Annotated in this window: 12 protein-coding genes; 10 read left to right on the forward strand and 2 right to left on the reverse strand. The window is 59.6% G+C overall.

Features of this window, described 5'->3' with window-relative positions:
• The first annotated feature begins 2 nt into the window (after positions 1-2).
• The 3 genes from EYC79_RS12115 to EYC79_RS12125 all read left to right on the forward strand — a co-directional run bounded on the left by EYC79_RS12115 (position 3) and on the right by EYC79_RS12125 (position 2172).
• Positions 3-821, forward strand: a complete 819-nt coding sequence (locus tag EYC79_RS12115; RefSeq protein WP_062423729.1) for an ABC transporter permease — start codon at positions 3-5, stop codon at positions 819-821.
• 10 nt (positions 822-831) lie between these two features.
• Positions 832-1578, forward strand: a complete 747-nt coding sequence (locus tag EYC79_RS12120; RefSeq protein WP_130978155.1) for an aspartate/glutamate racemase family protein — start codon at positions 832-834, stop codon at positions 1576-1578.
• A 111-nt stretch (positions 1579-1689) separates the two neighbouring features.
• Complete coding sequence (locus EYC79_RS12125; RefSeq protein WP_130978156.1) at positions 1690-2172, forward strand: BA14K family protein; 483 nt, start codon at positions 1690-1692, stop codon at positions 2170-2172.
• A gap of 46 nt (positions 2173-2218) precedes the next feature.
• Here the strand turns inward: EYC79_RS12125 and EYC79_RS12130 are convergent, their stop codons facing one another.
• A complete protein-coding gene (locus EYC79_RS12130) occupies positions 2219-3574 on the reverse strand; it encodes a sigma-54-dependent transcriptional regulator (protein ID WP_062423726.1) in 1356 nt (451 codons plus the stop codon).
• Position 3575: 1 nt separating this feature from the next.
• Positions 3576-5396 carry a sensor histidine kinase gene (locus tag EYC79_RS12135; protein WP_245495271.1) on the reverse strand — a complete coding sequence of 607 codons (1821 nt, stop codon included), beginning with the start codon at positions 5394-5396 and terminating at the stop codon, positions 3576-3578.
• Between the two features lie 257 nt (positions 5397-5653).
• On the opposite strand from EYC79_RS12135, the gene EYC79_RS12140 reads away from it, so the two are divergent.
• The 7 genes from EYC79_RS12140 to iolD all read left to right on the forward strand — a co-directional run bounded on the left by EYC79_RS12140 (position 5654) and on the right by iolD (position 15962).
• Positions 5654-6988, forward strand: a complete 1335-nt coding sequence (locus EYC79_RS12140; RefSeq protein WP_111847345.1) for a dicarboxylate/amino acid:cation symporter — start codon at positions 5654-5656, stop codon at positions 6986-6988.
• Between the two features lie 121 nt (positions 6989-7109).
• Positions 7110-7547: an EamA family transporter gene (locus tag EYC79_RS12145; protein ID WP_111847519.1), complete on the forward strand. Its 438-nt coding sequence runs from the start codon at positions 7110-7112 to the stop codon at positions 7545-7547.
• 91 nt (positions 7548-7638) lie between these two features.
• Positions 7639-9171 (forward strand): acyl-CoA carboxylase subunit beta, encoded by a 1533-nt coding sequence (locus tag EYC79_RS12150; protein WP_111847344.1) that lies wholly within the window; start codon positions 7639-7641, stop codon positions 9169-9171.
• Positions 9172-9182: 11 nt separating this feature from the next.
• Entirely contained in the window at positions 9183-11186 is a 2004-nt protein-coding gene (locus EYC79_RS12155) for an acetyl-CoA carboxylase biotin carboxylase subunit (protein ID WP_130978157.1), read from the forward strand.
• A 99-nt stretch (positions 11187-11285) separates the two neighbouring features.
• On the forward strand, positions 11286-12101 hold the full coding sequence (locus EYC79_RS12160; RefSeq protein WP_111847343.1) for a MurR/RpiR family transcriptional regulator: 816 nt from the start codon (positions 11286-11288) through the stop codon (positions 12099-12101).
• A gap of 115 nt (positions 12102-12216) precedes the next feature.
• On the forward strand, positions 12217-14142 hold the full coding sequence (locus EYC79_RS12165) for a bifunctional 5-dehydro-2-deoxygluconokinase/5-dehydro-2-deoxyphosphogluconate aldolase (protein ID WP_205654387.1): 1926 nt from the start codon (positions 12217-12219) through the stop codon (positions 14140-14142).
• Positions 14139-15962, forward strand: coding sequence for a 3D-(3,5/4)-trihydroxycyclohexane-1,2-dione acylhydrolase (decyclizing) (gene iolD, locus EYC79_RS12170; RefSeq protein ID WP_111847341.1), 1824 nt, complete (start codon positions 14139-14141; stop codon positions 15960-15962). Before EYC79_RS12165 ends, iolD begins: the two co-directional genes overlap by 4 nt.

Raw genomic sequence — 15962 nt, forward strand, 5'->3', positions numbered from 1 at the left:
CCATGCATTCGGAAAAACGCGGTCGCGAATTCTACATCCTTGCCATCTTCTTCGCCCTCTTCGTGCTGTTTCTCTATGGCCCGCTCTCGGCCATCCTGATCCTGGCCTTTCAGGGACCGAATGGCGGCCTGACATTCCCGCTAAACGGCGTCTCTCTGCACTGGTTCGCCAACCTCTTCGAACAGCAGGCGGTCGGCGACTTTGGCGGCTCCTTCCGACGTTCCTTCATGCTGGGCGTGATGGTGATGATCGTCACCGTGCTTGTCTCGCTTCTGGCGGGCCTTGCCTTCCGCCGCAAATTCGTCGGCGCCACCCCGCTCTTCTATCTCTCGGTTGCAAGCCTTGTGGTGCCATCGATCATCATCTCGCTCGGCATCGGCGTGCTTTTCCAGCAGCTTGGCCTGGAGCCTGCGTGGTACAGCTCCGCCTTCGGCGCACAGCTGACGTGGACCCTGCCTTTCGGCGTCCTCATCATGTTTGCGGTCTTCAACCGCTTCTCGCCATCCTACGAAGAAGCTGCGCGCGATCTAGGTGCAAATTCCTGGCAGACCTTCAGCAACGTGGTGCTGCCGATGATTGCGCCAAGCCTGATTGGCGTCGGCCTGTTCGGCTTCACGCTTTCCTATGACGAGTTTGCCCGAACCCTGATGACGTCCGGCACATATAATACGCTGCCGCTCGAAATTTACGGCATGACGACGAACGTCACCACGCCGGTGCTCTATGCCCTTGGTGCCGTTACCACTTTCTTCTCTCTCATCGTCATCGGCGCAACGCTCGGCATCATTGCCGCCATGAACCGCCGCCGCTCGAAAGGCTGACCCGCACATCATGCGCATTCTCGTCGTCAATCCCAATACCACGCAATCGATGACTCAGACGATCGAGGCGGCGGCCAAGGCGGTCGCTTCCACCTCGACGGAGATCGTCGCTGTGACGTCGTCGATGGGACCGGTCTCGATCGAGGGTTATTATGACGAGGTCTTCGCCATACCGGGGCTTCTCCTGGAGATCGCCAAGGCGGAAAAGGGCGGGGCACAGGCCGCGGTCATCGCCTGCTTTGACGATACGGGCCTCGATGCGGCGCGCGCGCTTGCGACCATCCCCGTCATCGGCATCTGCGAGGCGGCCGTCGCGACCGCGGCTTTCATCGCGCAACGCTTCACCGTCGTCACCACCATGGAACGCTCCCGCCTGCCGCTCGAACATCTGGTGCATCGCTACGGCATGGGCGCTCGCGCCAAGGTGCGGGCCGCCGACATTCCGGTCCTGTCGCTGGAAGACCCGAGCTCAGACGCTCTGCCGCGGCTACGGGCACAGATCACAGCGGCGCTTCACGAAGACAAGGCGGAGGCCATCGTGCTTGGCTGCGCCGGCATGGCGGATCTTGCGGCAGAGCTGTCACATGAATTTGGCGTTCCCGTTATCGATGGTGTTTCGGCAGCGGTAAAACATGCCGAGACATTGATCTCGCTTGGGCTCACCACGGCCAAGCGCGGTGCCTATGCAAGCCCCGTCGAAAAGCCCTATCTAGGGCTGATGGAAGTGTTTTCGCCTACCCATATGGCGGCAGGTTAAGCGCTTCGATCCTGCCACAATTCATTCAGCGCCCGTTCAGCCTGCGGAATCTATTTTCTTAACCATCGGACAACAACTGGCGGGCAACTGCCGTTTTGATGGAAAATGAACATGGCTTCGATTGCAGCTAAATCTCTCCTGGCCCTTGCGGTATCTGCAACCGTCATGGCACCCTTGAACACGGCATCTGCTGGCGACTGGCGTCACAGAAATCGCGACGCAGCCATCATCGGCGGTGTTCTTGGCCTCGCAGCAGGTGTCGCCGTCGGCTCTGCCCTGTCGCAGCCGCGCTATGAGGAAGAGCCGGTCTATGCCGAGCCTCCTCCGGTTCGCCACTATCAGACCTATCAGCCCAGCTACACATATGATGATCCGGACTATCGCGAGTATCGTCCCGCACCTCGCCCGGTCTATCGCGCCCAGCCGGTTTACGAGCCCCGCCCCGTCTACAGACAGCGTCAGGTTTACCGCACGATCGAACCGTGGTCCCAGTCCTGGTATAACTATTGCTCGCAGCGTTACCGCAGCTTCAATCCGAACAGCGGTACCTATATCGGCAATGATGGAAACAGCCACTTCTGCGTCGCAGGCTGACCGCTAGAGCCTTGATTTTTAAGAACTTGAACCGCTCGGATCACCCTCATTTGGGGACGTAATCCGAGCGGTTTATGTTATGGCGCTGCAACTTGTCGTAAAAGGTCTTGCGCGCAATTCCTAGCGCCGCGATGGTTTCGGCAACGTCACCCTGATGCTTCTCCAGTGTTTCGCGAATGATGTCGGCTTCCTGCCGATCCATGCGTTCGGAAAGCGTCCCTGATCCACTCGATATCGCAGCCGGGCTGGAAATCTGCGGCTGCCCGCCCTCCAGTCCCAGCACCACGCGCTCGGCGAAATGTCCGAGTTCACGCACATTGCCCGGCCATTGATGTTCGTTGAGGTAGCGCGACACGGAGGCGCCGATCTGCGGCACCGGCATGCCGAAGCGGCTGGAAGCCTTGCTGACGAAATGGGAAAAAAGCAGCGGTATGTCGGCACGCCGCTCGCGCAATGGCGGGATGGAGAGCGTCACCACATTCAAACGGTAATAGAGATCCTCGCGAAAATCCTTACGCTGCTCTGGATCCCCGAGATCCACCTTGGCGGCGGCAACGACGCGAATATCGACTGAACGCTCCTCGTTTGAGCCGACTGGGGAAACCTCGCGCATTTCCAGAACACGCAGCATCTTCACCTGGAGAGCAGGCGGCATGCTTTCGATCTCGTCCAGAAACAGCGTGCCGCCGCTTGAATATTCGATGCGGCCGATACGCTTCTTCTGCGCGCCGGTAAAGGCGCCGGCCTCATGGCCGAAGAGCTCGCTTTCGATCACGGTTTCCGGCAAGGCACCGCAGTTCAACGCCACGAAGTTTCCGTGGCTGCGCTTCTTGCTCCAGCGGTGCAGGGCTGTTGCCACCACTTCCTTGCCGCTGCCGGTCTCTCCCGCCACCAGCACATCCACATCCGTATCGGCGATGTGGCGCAAGGTATTGCGCAGGCGCTCCATCGCAGGCGTCTGGCCAAGCAGCGGCATGTCGTCGATCGACTGATCAGCCGCCTGCTTCAACGCCCTGTTTTCCATCACCAGCCGGCGCTTCTCCAGCGCACGGCGCACACTTTCCACCATGCGCTCGGCGGGAAAGGGCTTGGCGATAAAATCATAAGCACCGTTTTGAAGCGCGCTGACGGCCATCGGCACATCGCCATGGCCGGTGATCAGAATGACCGGCAGATCCGCGTCGATCTTCCGAACATGCTCGAAAAACTGCAGGCCATCCATGCCGGGCATGCGCACATCGGTAACGATCACACCGTCGAAATTCTCCTCCAGAGCATCGAGCGCCAGCTCTGCCTTGGGGAAAGGCATCACTGTCATGCCTTCGAGTTCCAGCGTCTGCCGCATCGCCTTGCGAAGCTGCGAGTCGTCATCCACCAGATAGACCGTTCCCATCACCGTCATGTCATGCCCGCTTCAAATAGACTGAGAAACATGTGCCGCTTTCGCCGGTATCGACCTCGATCCGGCCACCATAATCCGAGGCGATATCGCTGGAGATGACGAGGCCGAGGCCAAGGCCCCCTTCCTTCGACGTGTTGAAGGGCGAGAAAAGCTGCTCGAGAATCGGCGCAGCGATGCCGGGTCCGTTATCGCGAACCCTTAGCACAACGTCGTCCTTGTCCTCCTCGACCCGCACGTCGACGCGACCGTCAGTCTTCTCCTCGACGGCTTCAAGCGCGTTCTGCAGGAGATTGATGACGATCTGCTCCAGGCGGATGCGGCTTCCCATCACCTTGACGCTCTCATCGGGAAGATCGAGATCGAGAATGTCCATGCGACCGGAAAAGCGGCTGCGCAACAACACCACCGCCCCTTCCACGACCAGACGAAGGCTGACGGGCTCGGCTGCGGTCCTTCCCTTGCGGGCGAGGATTTTGAGATCGCTGGTGATGACGCCAATGCGCTCGGTCAGTGCGGCGATATTCTCTAGGTTCTCATCCGCCTCTTCGGCGCGCTTTCGCTTCAAAAGTACACGCGCATTGTCGGCATAGGCGCGAATGGTCGCCACGGGCTGATTGATCTCATGCGCGACGCCCGCCGCCACCTGGCCAAGGATCGAGAGCCGGTTTGCCTGGACAAGATCGTGCTGAACGCTCTGCAGTTCCTTGCCCGTCTGTTCGTGTCGCAGAATTTCGGCCTGAAGCTTGTCGCGCGCCATGGTCAGATCGACGGTGCGCTCCTGCACGCGGCGCTCCAACTCTGCCCGCGCCCGCTCTGCAGCAGCCTGTGCCTGCTCCGCCTTTAACCGACGCCGAAGCCAGATTGCCGAGAGCGCAAAGAACGGCATGAGGGCGGCGAGAGCAATGATCCGGCTTTCGCGTATCGCGGCATTGGTCGTTGGCGTCACGGGCTGAAGATAATGCAATGACCATCTGGTCGTCGGGACGGGAAGTTCGAGACGAAGATAATCTCCTCTCAGCGCTGGCGGGGAGTTCACCTCCACCAGCGCCACATCCGGACCGAGTTTGGATCGCACAGTCACCGGCAAGGGAGAGAGCGCTTCCTCTCCGAATTGGAGACTAGCGGAAATCATCCGCCGTTTGGCTTCGTCGATCGGCGCCACCGTCTTGAACCGCCATTCGGGTATGCTTGTCATCAGCACCACGCCATTGGAATCGACGATATAAACGGGACGCCCGCCGATATTCCAGTCGGTCTCGAGCCGGTTGAATTCCACCTTGGCAATGACCACCCCGAGCGGCCTTCCATCTGCGCCATCGATCCGCCGCGAAATATAGAGCCCCGGCCGGCGGCTGACATTGCCAAGCGCGTAATGCTCCGCCATGCCCGTTTCCATGGCTCTGCGAAAATAGTCCCGGAAGGCATAATTGGAGCCGACGAAACTCTCGGGCGTCTGCCAATTGCTGGACGCGATGGTGACGCCCTTTGCATCCGTCACATAGATGACCGAGGCCTGCGTGCCCTCGATCAGCCCCTCCAGCTTTTCATCCAGACGCTGGACGGCCGCGCCGCCATTCTCCAATGCTTCGGTGATATCCCTGTCGCGGGAGAGGACGAGTGGCAGGACGCGCGGGCGCTCCAGTGCCACATTCAGCAAAGCCGTTTTCAGCTCGGCGTCCGTGGTGGAATCGGCAATCAACCGCTTCGTCGCTTGGACGCGCCCGATCTTGTCGGCAGCGACGAAGGCGCCGAAGCCAATGATGACCCACATCAGCGCAAAGGCCATCCAGCGGAAGCGGCTACTATTTAAGAAAGTGGACATTGTATTGCTCGAAACCCATCGCCCCAATGTGCGGGAATCCACACAAAAGACAAGAGATGTTGAGCGGGAAAACACACTTGTGAAAACGGTTGCTGATTCGACTCAAAATAAAATCCATGTTTTTCAGTCATTTAATTCTCCAAGATCGAACTGGCACGCTATTTGCTCTTGTATTTCCGAACGGCAGAGGGCCGGGCAAAACGCAAAGGCAAACCCGGGAGGCCGTCAGGGCAGGGTTAAGCCGAGGAGGAACTACAATGATTGACAGCACAGCCGTGGCCGAAAGCCACGCCAGACTGCCTTTTTACCGGCATCTCTATTTCCAGGTCATCGTCGCCATCGCCGCAGGTATTGCGCTCGGCCACTTTTACCCCGCTCTCGGCGAACAGCTGAAGCCGCTCGGCGATGGCTTCATCCGCCTGGTCAAGATGATCATCGCACCCGTGATCTTCCTCACAGTCGCAACTGGCATTGCCGGCATGAACGACATGAAGAAGGTCGGCCGCGTTGCCGGCAAGGCGATGATCTACTTCATAACCTTCTCCACCCTGGCGCTCATTGTTGGCATGATCGTTGCCAACGTCGTTCAGCCGGGTGCCGGCATGAACATCGATCCGTCCACGCTGGACGGCAAGGCCGTTGCCACCTATGCCGCCAAGGCGCATGAGCAGTCCATCACCGGCTTCCTGATGAACATCATCCCGACGACGATCGTCGGCGCTTTCGCAGAAGGCGATATTCTTCAGGTGCTGTTCTTCTCGGTTCTGTTCGGCATTTCGCTCGGCATCGTCGGAGAGCGTGGCAAGCCTGTCGTCGACTTCATGCATGCCCTGATGTATCCGATCTTCAAGCTGGTCGCGATCCTGATGAAGGCTGCTCCGATCGGTGCGTTTGGCGCCATGGCCTTCACCATCGGCAAATACGGCATTGCATCGGTCACCAACCTCGCCATGCTGATTGGCACCTTCTACCTGACGTCGCTGATCTTCGTGCTCGTCATTCTGGGTGCTGTCTGCCGCTATAACGGCTTCTCCATCCTGGCGCTGATCCGCTACATCAAGGAAGAGCTGCTGCTCGTTCTCGGCACATCCTCTTCGGAAGCAGCCCTTCCGGGCCTGATGAGCAAGATGGAAAAGGCTGGCTGCAAGCGCTCCGTCGTCGGTCTCGTCATTCCGACCGGCTACTCCTTCAACCTCGATGGCACGAACATCTACATGACGCTCGCTGCCCTCTTCATCGCACAGGCAACGGGTATCCACCTGTCCTTCGGTGAACAGGTTCTTCTGCTGCTCGTTGCCATGCTGAGCTCCAAGGGTGCTGCAGGCATCACCGGTGCTGGCTTCATCACGCTCGCGGCCACACTCTCGGTCGTGCCATCCGTGCCGGTTGCCGGCATGGCGCTGATCCTCGGCATCGACCGCTTCATGTCGGAATGCCGCGCGCTGACCAACTTCGTCGGCAACGCGGTCGCAACCATCGTCGTTGCCCGTTGGGAAGGCGAACTCGACCAGGAACAACTGGCGGCAGTGCTGAGAGGCGACGAGCCCAAAGTCGTTGACGATCCGACCGCGCTCGGGGTTCCGGCAGAGTAAGAAACGCCCTTAAAAGCAATGCACACAGAGGCCCGCTTCGATCATTCGAGGCGGGCCTCTTCTTTTCCGGCCCCGGCTTGGTAAGGATGAATACCACTCCTCTCCTCAACGGTGCTTGATGATGAAAAACCTGTTTCTGTCCTGGCAAGTCTGGGCTCTTCTTTCGGCCGCTTTCGCCGCGCTGACCGCCATCTTCGCCAAGATCGGCATCGAAAACGTCAACTCCGATTTCGCCACCTTCATCCGAACCATCGTCATTCTTCTGGCTGCAGGCTTGATGGTCTACGTTACAGGGAACTGGCAGAGCCCGGCGACGATCACACCGCGCACCTGGCTGTTCCTCGTCCTCTCCGGGCTGGCAACCGGTGCATCCTGGATCTGCTATTTCCGTGCCCTGAAGATCGGCGATGCCGCGCGCGTTGCGCCAATCGACAAGCTCAGCGTGGTCTTCGTCGCGGTGTTTGCGGTTCTCTTTCTGGGCGAACGGCTCTCTCTTCCCAACTGGCTCGGCGTGATCCTAATTGCCTGCGGGGCGGTGCTCGTCGCCTATCGCGGCTAGCTGGTGTATGTTCCGTCTGCGACGAAGGCCGACATTTCCATTTTGCGAATAAGGCTTTAAGACTTGTCGGCGAATGCGACAGGGAGGTCTTATGCGTTCAGTCCTTCAAGAACTGGAAAGCCGCCGCGCCGAGGCTCGTCTGGGCGGCGGGCAAAAACGTATCGATACGCAGCACGCCAAAGGCAAGCTGACGGCGCGCGAACGCCTCGACGTGCTGCTGGATGAAGGCTCCTTCGAAGAATACGACATGTATGTGACCCACCGGGCGGTGGATTTCGGCATGGCGGATCAGAAGGTGGCTGGCGATGGCGTCGTGACCGGCTGGGGCACGATCAACGGACGGCAGGTCTATGTGTTCAGCCAGGATTTTACCGTGCTTGGCGGCTCCTTGTCGGAAACCCACGCACAAAAAATCTGCAAGATCATGGATATGGCGGTGCGCGTCGGTGCCCCTGTGATCGGCTTGAACGATTCCGGCGGTGCGCGCATCCAGGAAGGCGTCTCGTCGCTTGCGGGCTATGCGGAAGTCTTCCGTCGCAACGCGGAAGTCTCCGGCGTGGTGCCGCAGATCTCCGTCATCATGGGACCTTGCGCGGGCGGCGCGGTCTATTCGCCCGCCATGACCGACTTCATCTTCATGGTGCGCGATACTTCCTATATGTTCGTCACCGGTCCGGACGTTGTGAAGACCGTCACCAATGAGATTGTCACCGCCGAGGAGCTGGGTGGCGCCACCACCCACACGAAAAAATCTTCTGTTGCCGATGGCGCCTATGAGAACGACATCGAGGCACTTGAAGCGGTGCGTGCGCTGTTCGATTTTCTCCCCACCAACAACCGGGAGAAGTCGCCGACGCGACCGTTCCATGACGACCCGGCCCGCCTTGAGGCGAAGCTCGATACCTTGATCCCGGACAGTTCCAACAAGCCCTATGACATGAAGGAGTTGATCCACGCGATTGCCGACGAAGGCGATTTCTTTGAATTGCAGGAGGCCTTTGCCAGAAACATCATCACCGGCTTCATCCGCCTTGAAGGCGAGACCGTCGGCGTCGTCGCCAACCAGCCCATGGTGCTGGCCGGATGCCTGGATATCGACAGCTCCCGCAAGGCGGCAAAGTTCGTCCGCTTCTGCGACGCCTTCAACATTCCGATCCTGACCCTGGTGGATGTGCCGGGCTTCTTGCCGGGTGTCGCGCAGGAATATGGCGGCGTCATCAAGCACGGCGCCAAGCTGCTCTTCGCTTATTCCGAAGCAACGGTACCGATGGTGACGCTGATTACCCGCAAGGCCTATGGCGGCGCCTATGATGTTATGGCGTCGAAACATATCGGCGCCGATATCAACTATGCCTGGCCAACGGCGGAGATTGCCGTGATGGGCGCCAAGGGTGCGGCTGAAATTCTCTACCGCTCTGAACTGTCGGACCCCGACAAGATCTCGGAACGGACGCGCGAGTATGAGGAGCGTTTCGCCAATCCCTTCGTCGCTGCCGAACGCGGCTTCATCGATGAAGTCATCATGCCGCATTCCTCGCGCCGCCGGATTGCCCGCGCCTTTGCGTCCCTGCGCAACAAGCAGGTGACGACGCATTGGAAGAAACACGATACGATTCCATTGTGAGGATGAAGCCTATGTTCAAGAAAATCCTCATTGCCAATCGCGGCGAAATCGCCTGCCGCGTCATTCGCACCGCAAAGAAGATGGGCATCGCAACGGTCGCGGTGTATTCCGATGCGGATGCCAATGCGCTGCATGTGCGCGAGGCCGACGAAGCGGTGCATATCGGCCCCGCACCCTCCAACCAGTCCTATATCGTGATCGACAAGATCCTCGAGGCCATTCGCAAAACGGGTGCTGACGCGGTGCATCCGGGCTATGGCTTTCTCTCTGAGAATCCGGCTTTCGCGGCGGCTCTGGAAAAGGAAGGCGTTGCCTTCATCGGCCCGCCGGTCAAAGCCATCGAAGCAATGGGAGACAAGATCACCTCCAAGAAACTTGCCGCCGAGGCAGGTGTCTCCACCGTTCCCGGCCATATGGGGCTGATCGAGACTGCCGATGAGGCTGTCCGCATTGCAGCCGAGATCGGCTACCCGGTGATGATCAAGGCATCGGCCGGCGGCGGCGGCAAGGGCATGCGCATTGCCTGGAACGATGCGGAAGCCCGCGAGGGTTTCCAGTCATCACGCAACGAAGCAAAAGCATCTTTCGGTGACGATCGGATTTTCATCGAAAAATTCGTCACACAGCCGCGTCACATCGAAATCCAGGTTCTCGGTGATCAGCACGGCAAGGTGCTCTATCTCGGCGAGCGGGAATGCTCCATTCAACGCCGAAATCAAAAGGTGATCGAGGAAGCGCCATCTCCGTTTCTGGATGAGGCAACGCGCAAGGCGATGGGCGAGCAGGCTGTCGCGCTTGCCAAGGCGGTCGGTTATTTCTCCGCTGGCACGGTGGAATTCATCGTCGATGGCGACCGCAACTTCTACTTCCTGGAAATGAACACCCGGCTTCAGGTGGAGCACCCCGTCACCGAACTTGTGACCCGCATCGATCTCGTGGAGCAGATGATCCGTGTTGCGGCAGGCGAGAAACTGTCTCTTTCCCAACCGGACATCAAGCTCAATGGCTGGGCCATCGAGAGCCGCCTTTATGCGGAGGACCCTTATCGCAACTTCCTTCCCTCCATCGGTCGATTGACCCGCTACCGTCCCCCAGAAGAGGGCCGACAGGAGAATGGCACGATCCTACGCAATGATACCGGCGTCTTTGAGGGCGGCGAAATCTCGATGTATTACGATCCGATGATCGCCAAGCTCTGTAGTTGGGGCGAGACACGGCTCTCCGCTATCGATGCCATGGGCGAGGCGCTCGATCGATTCGAGGTCGAGGGCATCGGGCATAACCTGCCCTTCCTCTCGGCGGTCATGCAGCATCCTCGTTTCCGTTCCGGTAATCTGACCACAGGCTTTATTGCCGAGGAATTTCCAGACGGTTTTTCCGGAGTGGAGCCCGAGACGCAAGCCGCTGAACGACTGGCGGCGATTGCTGCGGTCATTCACCATCAGGTGCAGAGCCGCGCAGCGCAAATCTCCGGCACCATCGGCAACCATCGCCGCATTGTCGGCAAGGACTGGGTGGTTCAACTCGGTAAAACCGAGCACCGGATTTCCCTTGATCTTGAGGGCGATCATATTGTCACTCAAGTCGAGGGCGGCGAGAGGCTGGCTGTCGAAACGGACTGGCTGCCGGGCCGCAGCCTCGGCATTTTCCGGCTGGGCGATGCGGTTCTGGCGGTAAAGATCGATCTTTCGCCATCCGCCATCCGATTGCGTTGGCATGGCATGGACATCGTCGCCCAGGTGCGCAGCCCTCGCGTCGCCGAACTTGCGTGTCTCATGCCGGAAAAGCTGCCGCCGGACACATCGAAGATGCTGCTTTGCCCCATGCCGGGCGTCATCACCTCGATCTCGGTCGCGGAGGGGGATGAGGTCGAGGCCGGACAGGCGCTGGCAACCGTAGAGGCGATGAAGATGGAAAACATTCTTCGCGCAGAGCGCAGGGGCCGCGTTGCCAGGGTTTGCGTGAAGGCTGGTGAAAGTCTTGCCGTCGATGAGGTGATCCTGCAATTCGATTGACGAGGGTGCCCCCGAGATTCCGCTTCCCTGTCCTGCCTTTTCTGGAATAGATATTCCAATCCAGGAGAGACGATTTCATTTTTGGGGGAGTGAAACGAGATGCAGGATCTTGCTGCACCGGCAACGGTGAAGGAGTTTGAGGAGAGACTTGTCGAGGTTGCGCCGAAACTGCCGAAGAGATTGCGGCAGTGCGCGGATTATGTGGCAGCCAATACCGACCGGATCGCCGTTTCCACTGTCGCGGAGATGGCGGAAGCGGCAGGAGTCCAGCCTTCCGCCTTCATGCGCTTCTGCCAGATCTTAGGCTTTTCCGGCTTCTCCGAAATGCAGCGACTGTTCAAGGAAAGCTATTCCGGCCGTTGGCCGGATTACGATACCCGGCTCACCAACTTGCGCGACAAGGGCGAAGACAGTGGTGGACGGCTTCTGGCAGAATTTGTCGAAGCCGGGCGTGCATCGCTGGAAAACCTGCTGAAAACTGTCGATCAGTCTGCTTTCGAAGCCGCAATCCAGGTGCTGGCCGAAGCGCAGATGATCCATATCGTCGGCTTGCGCCGCTCCTTCCCGGTCGCAAGCTATCTCGCCTACGCTTTCGAGAAGATGCAAGTGCCCTCCATGCTGCATGCCTCTGTCGGCCAGCTGCAGAGCGCCAATGCAATCCGCCAGGGCGATGTGGTTCTCGCCATCACCTTTGCGCCCTATTCGGCTGAAACGATGGAGATTGTTTCCTCAAGCCGTGCCCGCAAGATTCCGGTCGTGGCGATCACCGATACGGCCGTCAATCCGCTACGACAATTCGATGCCACAGTACTGACCGTGTCAGAGGTCGATTTCGGTGCATTCCGTTCTCTGTCGGCGACCCTCTGCATCGCGATTGCGCTGGCGGTGGGTGTGGGGACGCACCGACAAAACTGAATATTCGTGTTGAAAACCGAAAAAATAGAATTTATAGTCCAAATATAAATGAGGGAGAAAAGTGACGGATACTCAGCTCCGTCCTTTATAGCGCGTGACAGCGCGGAGGAGACAGATCGTGAAGACACTCGATCTCATCACGATCGGCCGCTCGTCGGTCGATCTTTACGGCGCGCAGATCGGCGGACGTCTGGAGGACATGTCCTCCTTCAACAAATACATCGGTGGCTCTCCCACCAACATTGCAGCAGGTGCCGCACGGCTTGGGCTGAAAAGTGCCGTCATTACCCGCGTCGGCGACGAGCACATGGGTCGCTTCATCCGCGAACAGCTGGTGCGCGAAGGCGTCGATATTCGCGGCGTGCAGACCGACAAGGAGCGCCTGACCGCACTCGTCATTCTCGGCATCCGCGACCAGCAGCAGTTCCCCTTGATCTTCTATCGCGAGAACTGCGCCGATATGGCGCTGAGCGAAGACGACATCGACCCTGCCTTCATCGCCGAAGCGAACTGCGTCTGCGCCACCGGCACGCATCTTTCGCATCCGCGCACGGAAGCGGCGGTCTTGAAGGCGCTGCGCCTGGCACGCGACAGCGGCGCGAAGACGGCGCTCGACATCGATTACCGCCCGAACCTCTGGGGTGTGGCTGGCCATGGTGACGGTGAAAGCCGCTTCGTAGAATCGGCGAAGGTGACGCAGAAGCTGCAATCCACCCTCAACCTCTTCGACCTGATCGTCGGCACCGAGGAAGAGTTTCACATCGCCGGTGGCTCCACCGATACTCTGGAAGCGCTGCGCGCCGTGCGGGCTGTCTCCAACGCGACGCTCGTCTGCAAGCGCGGACCGATGGGCGCAGTGGTCTTTCCAGGCGACATTCCAGGCAGTCTCGACGATGGCGAAAGCGGCGAAGGCTTCCCCATCGAAGTCTTCAACGTGCTGGGTGCTGGTGATGGCTTCATGGCAGGCCTCTTCCGCGGATGGCTGCGCGGCGAAGACTGGCCGACGACATTGAAATACGCCAATGCCTGCGGCGCTTTCGCCGTGTCGCGCCATGGCTGCACGCCGGCCTATCCAAGCTGGGAAGAGCTGCAATATTTCTTCCGCACGGGCATTCGCAACAAGGCGCTGCGCAAGGACGACGCGCTGGAACAGGTGCATTGGGCCACCAATCGCAAAGGCGACTGGAGCACCATGCGCGTCTTTGCCTTCGATCACCGCATGCAACTGGAAGCCATCGCAAAGGACGTCGGCGTTGACGACAAGAAGATCGGCTCCTTCAAGGAGCTTTGCCTGAAGGCTGCCCACCAGGTTGCCGATGGAAAGGCCGGTTACGGCATTCTCTGCGATGGTCGTCTTGGCCGCGATGCTCTCTATCAGGCCGCAGGCTCAGGCCTGTGGATCGGCCGCCCCGCGGAATGGCCGGGCTCGCGCCCATTGACTTTGGAACCGGATCTTGGACCCGATTGCGGCGGTCTGAACGAATGGCCGGCCGAACATGTGGTCAAGGTGCTATGCTTCTACCATCCGGACGATGACGAGGCGATGCGCGCCGAGCAGGAAGAGACGGTCTCGCGTCTCTTCACCGCCGCGCGCCGCAACCGGCTGGAATTTCTGCTGGAGGTCATCCCTTCCAAGGTGGCACCGATCGATGATGAAACGACTGCCCGCATCATAGACCGCTTCTACGAGATCGGCGTCTATCCAGACTGGTGGAAGCTTGAGCCTTTGAAGAGCGAGGAAGCCTGGCGTCAGGCGACCGATGCGGTAAAACGTCATGATCCTTACGTTCGTGGCATCGTGGTTCTCGGCCTGGAGGCGCCGCAGAGCGAGTTGGAGGAGAGTTTCAGGCTGGCGGCAGGCTTCGATCTGGTAAAAGGATTTGCCGTGGGTCGCACGATTTTTGCCGAGGCCGCACGCAACTGGCTTGCGGGCAAGGTGAGTGATGAGGAGGCGGTTGCCGACATGGCAGCCCGTTATGATGCGCTTTGCCAGATTTGGGACAAGGCGCGCGCCGCGCATGTAAAGGGAGAGGCAGCGTGAAGACGGTACGATTGACGGCGGCACAGGCGCTTGTGCGTTACCTGGCAGCCCAAATGAATGAGGATGGCGAGCCTTACATCGCCGGCGTCTGGGCGATCTTCGGCCACGGCAACGTTGCCGGCATGGGGGAGGCCCTTTACGGCATCCGCGAGGAACTGCCGACCTATCGCGGCCAGAACGAGCAATCCATGGCGCATGCGGCGATTGCCTACACCAAGCAACTTGGCCGCCGCCGGACGATGGCGGTTACCTCTTCCATCGGTCCCGGCGCATTGAACATGGTAACGGCTGCCGCCCTTGCGCATGTGAACCGTCTGCCCGTCCTGCTGATCCCCGGCGATGTCTTCGCCAATCGTGGGCCGGATCCGGTGCTTCAGCAGATCGAAGACTTCAACGACGGTACGGTCTCGGCCAATGACTGCTTCAAGCCCGTCAGCCGCTATTTCGACCGGATCATGCGCCCCGAACAGCTTCTGACCGCATTGCCACGCGCCTTCCGCACCATGACGGACCCCGCCGATTGCGGTCCTGTGACACTCTCTTTCTGCCAGGATGTGCAGGCGGAAGCCTATGATTATCCGGAAAGCTTCTTCGACAAAAAGGTCTGGCGCCAGCGCCGCCCCGAGCCCGACAAAGCCGAACTCAAAGAAGCGATCGTAGCCCTTAAGGCCGCGAAGAACCCGATCATCGTCGCAGGCGGCGGCGTGCATTTTTCCGGCGCGACAGAGGCTCTGAAAAGCTTCGCCGAGCGTCACTCCATTCCCGTCATCGAAACCCAGGCGGGCAAATCCGCGCTTGCCTGGGATCACGAGATGAATTTCGGTCCCGCCGGTGTGACGGGCGCGTCGAGCGCCAATGCGATTGCCGAAAAGGCCGATCTCGTCTTCGGTGTCGGAACCCGTTTTCAGGATTTCACCACCGGCTCCTGGGCGCTTTTCAAGAACCCGGCGCGCAAACTGCTCGCACTCAACGTCCAAGCCTATGACAGCGCCAAGCACGATGCGATCAGCCTGACGGCCGATGCGAAAGTCGGCCTGGAAAAACTGACCGAAGCCTTGGGCAGCCACCGCTTTTCCGCACCCGATGTAAGCCTGAAACAGGACTGGTTCGCCAAGGCCGACGCCGTGACCGCGGCACCGAAGGAGGCCAACAGCCAGCCGACGGATATGCAGGTGATCGGCGCGGTACAGCGCGCCTCGCGCGACAATACCGTCGTCATGTGTGCGGCAGGCACCATGCCTGGAGAGCTGCACCAGCTGTGGAAGGCGAAGCTGCCGCTTTCCTACCACATGGAATATGGCTTCTCCTGCATGGGTTACGAGATTGCCGGTGGCCTCGGCATCAAGATGGCAGAGCCCGAGCGCGACGTGATCGTCATGGTGGGCGATGGCTCCTACATGATGATGAATTCGGAGCTTGCCACTGCCGTTGCCATGGGCGTGAAGATCACCGTCGTCATCACCGACAATCGCGGCTATGGCTGCATCAACCGGCTGCAGATGGGCACCGGCGGGGCAGAGTTCAACAATCTCTACGCCCACACCAACCAGAAGAACCCGATCGCCATCGATTTCACCGCGCATGCAGCCAGTATGGGCGCGGATGCGCACAAGGTCTCGACAATCGCCGAACTCGAAACGGCACTCGATGCAGCCCGCAGCGCGGATGTTCCGACCGTGATCGTCATCGATACCGATCCCTATCCGACACCGGATGCCGGGGGATACTGGTGGGATGTCGCCGTGCCGGAAGTCTCCGAACGCAATGAAGTCAAACAGGCTCGTGTAGCCTATGAATCCGCACTGAAAGAAAGACGCTGA

Origin of the sequence: Agrobacterium cavarae (genome assembly GCF_004310285.1) — a bacterium.
GTDB lineage: Bacteria > Pseudomonadota > Alphaproteobacteria > Rhizobiales > Rhizobiaceae > Agrobacterium > Agrobacterium cavarae.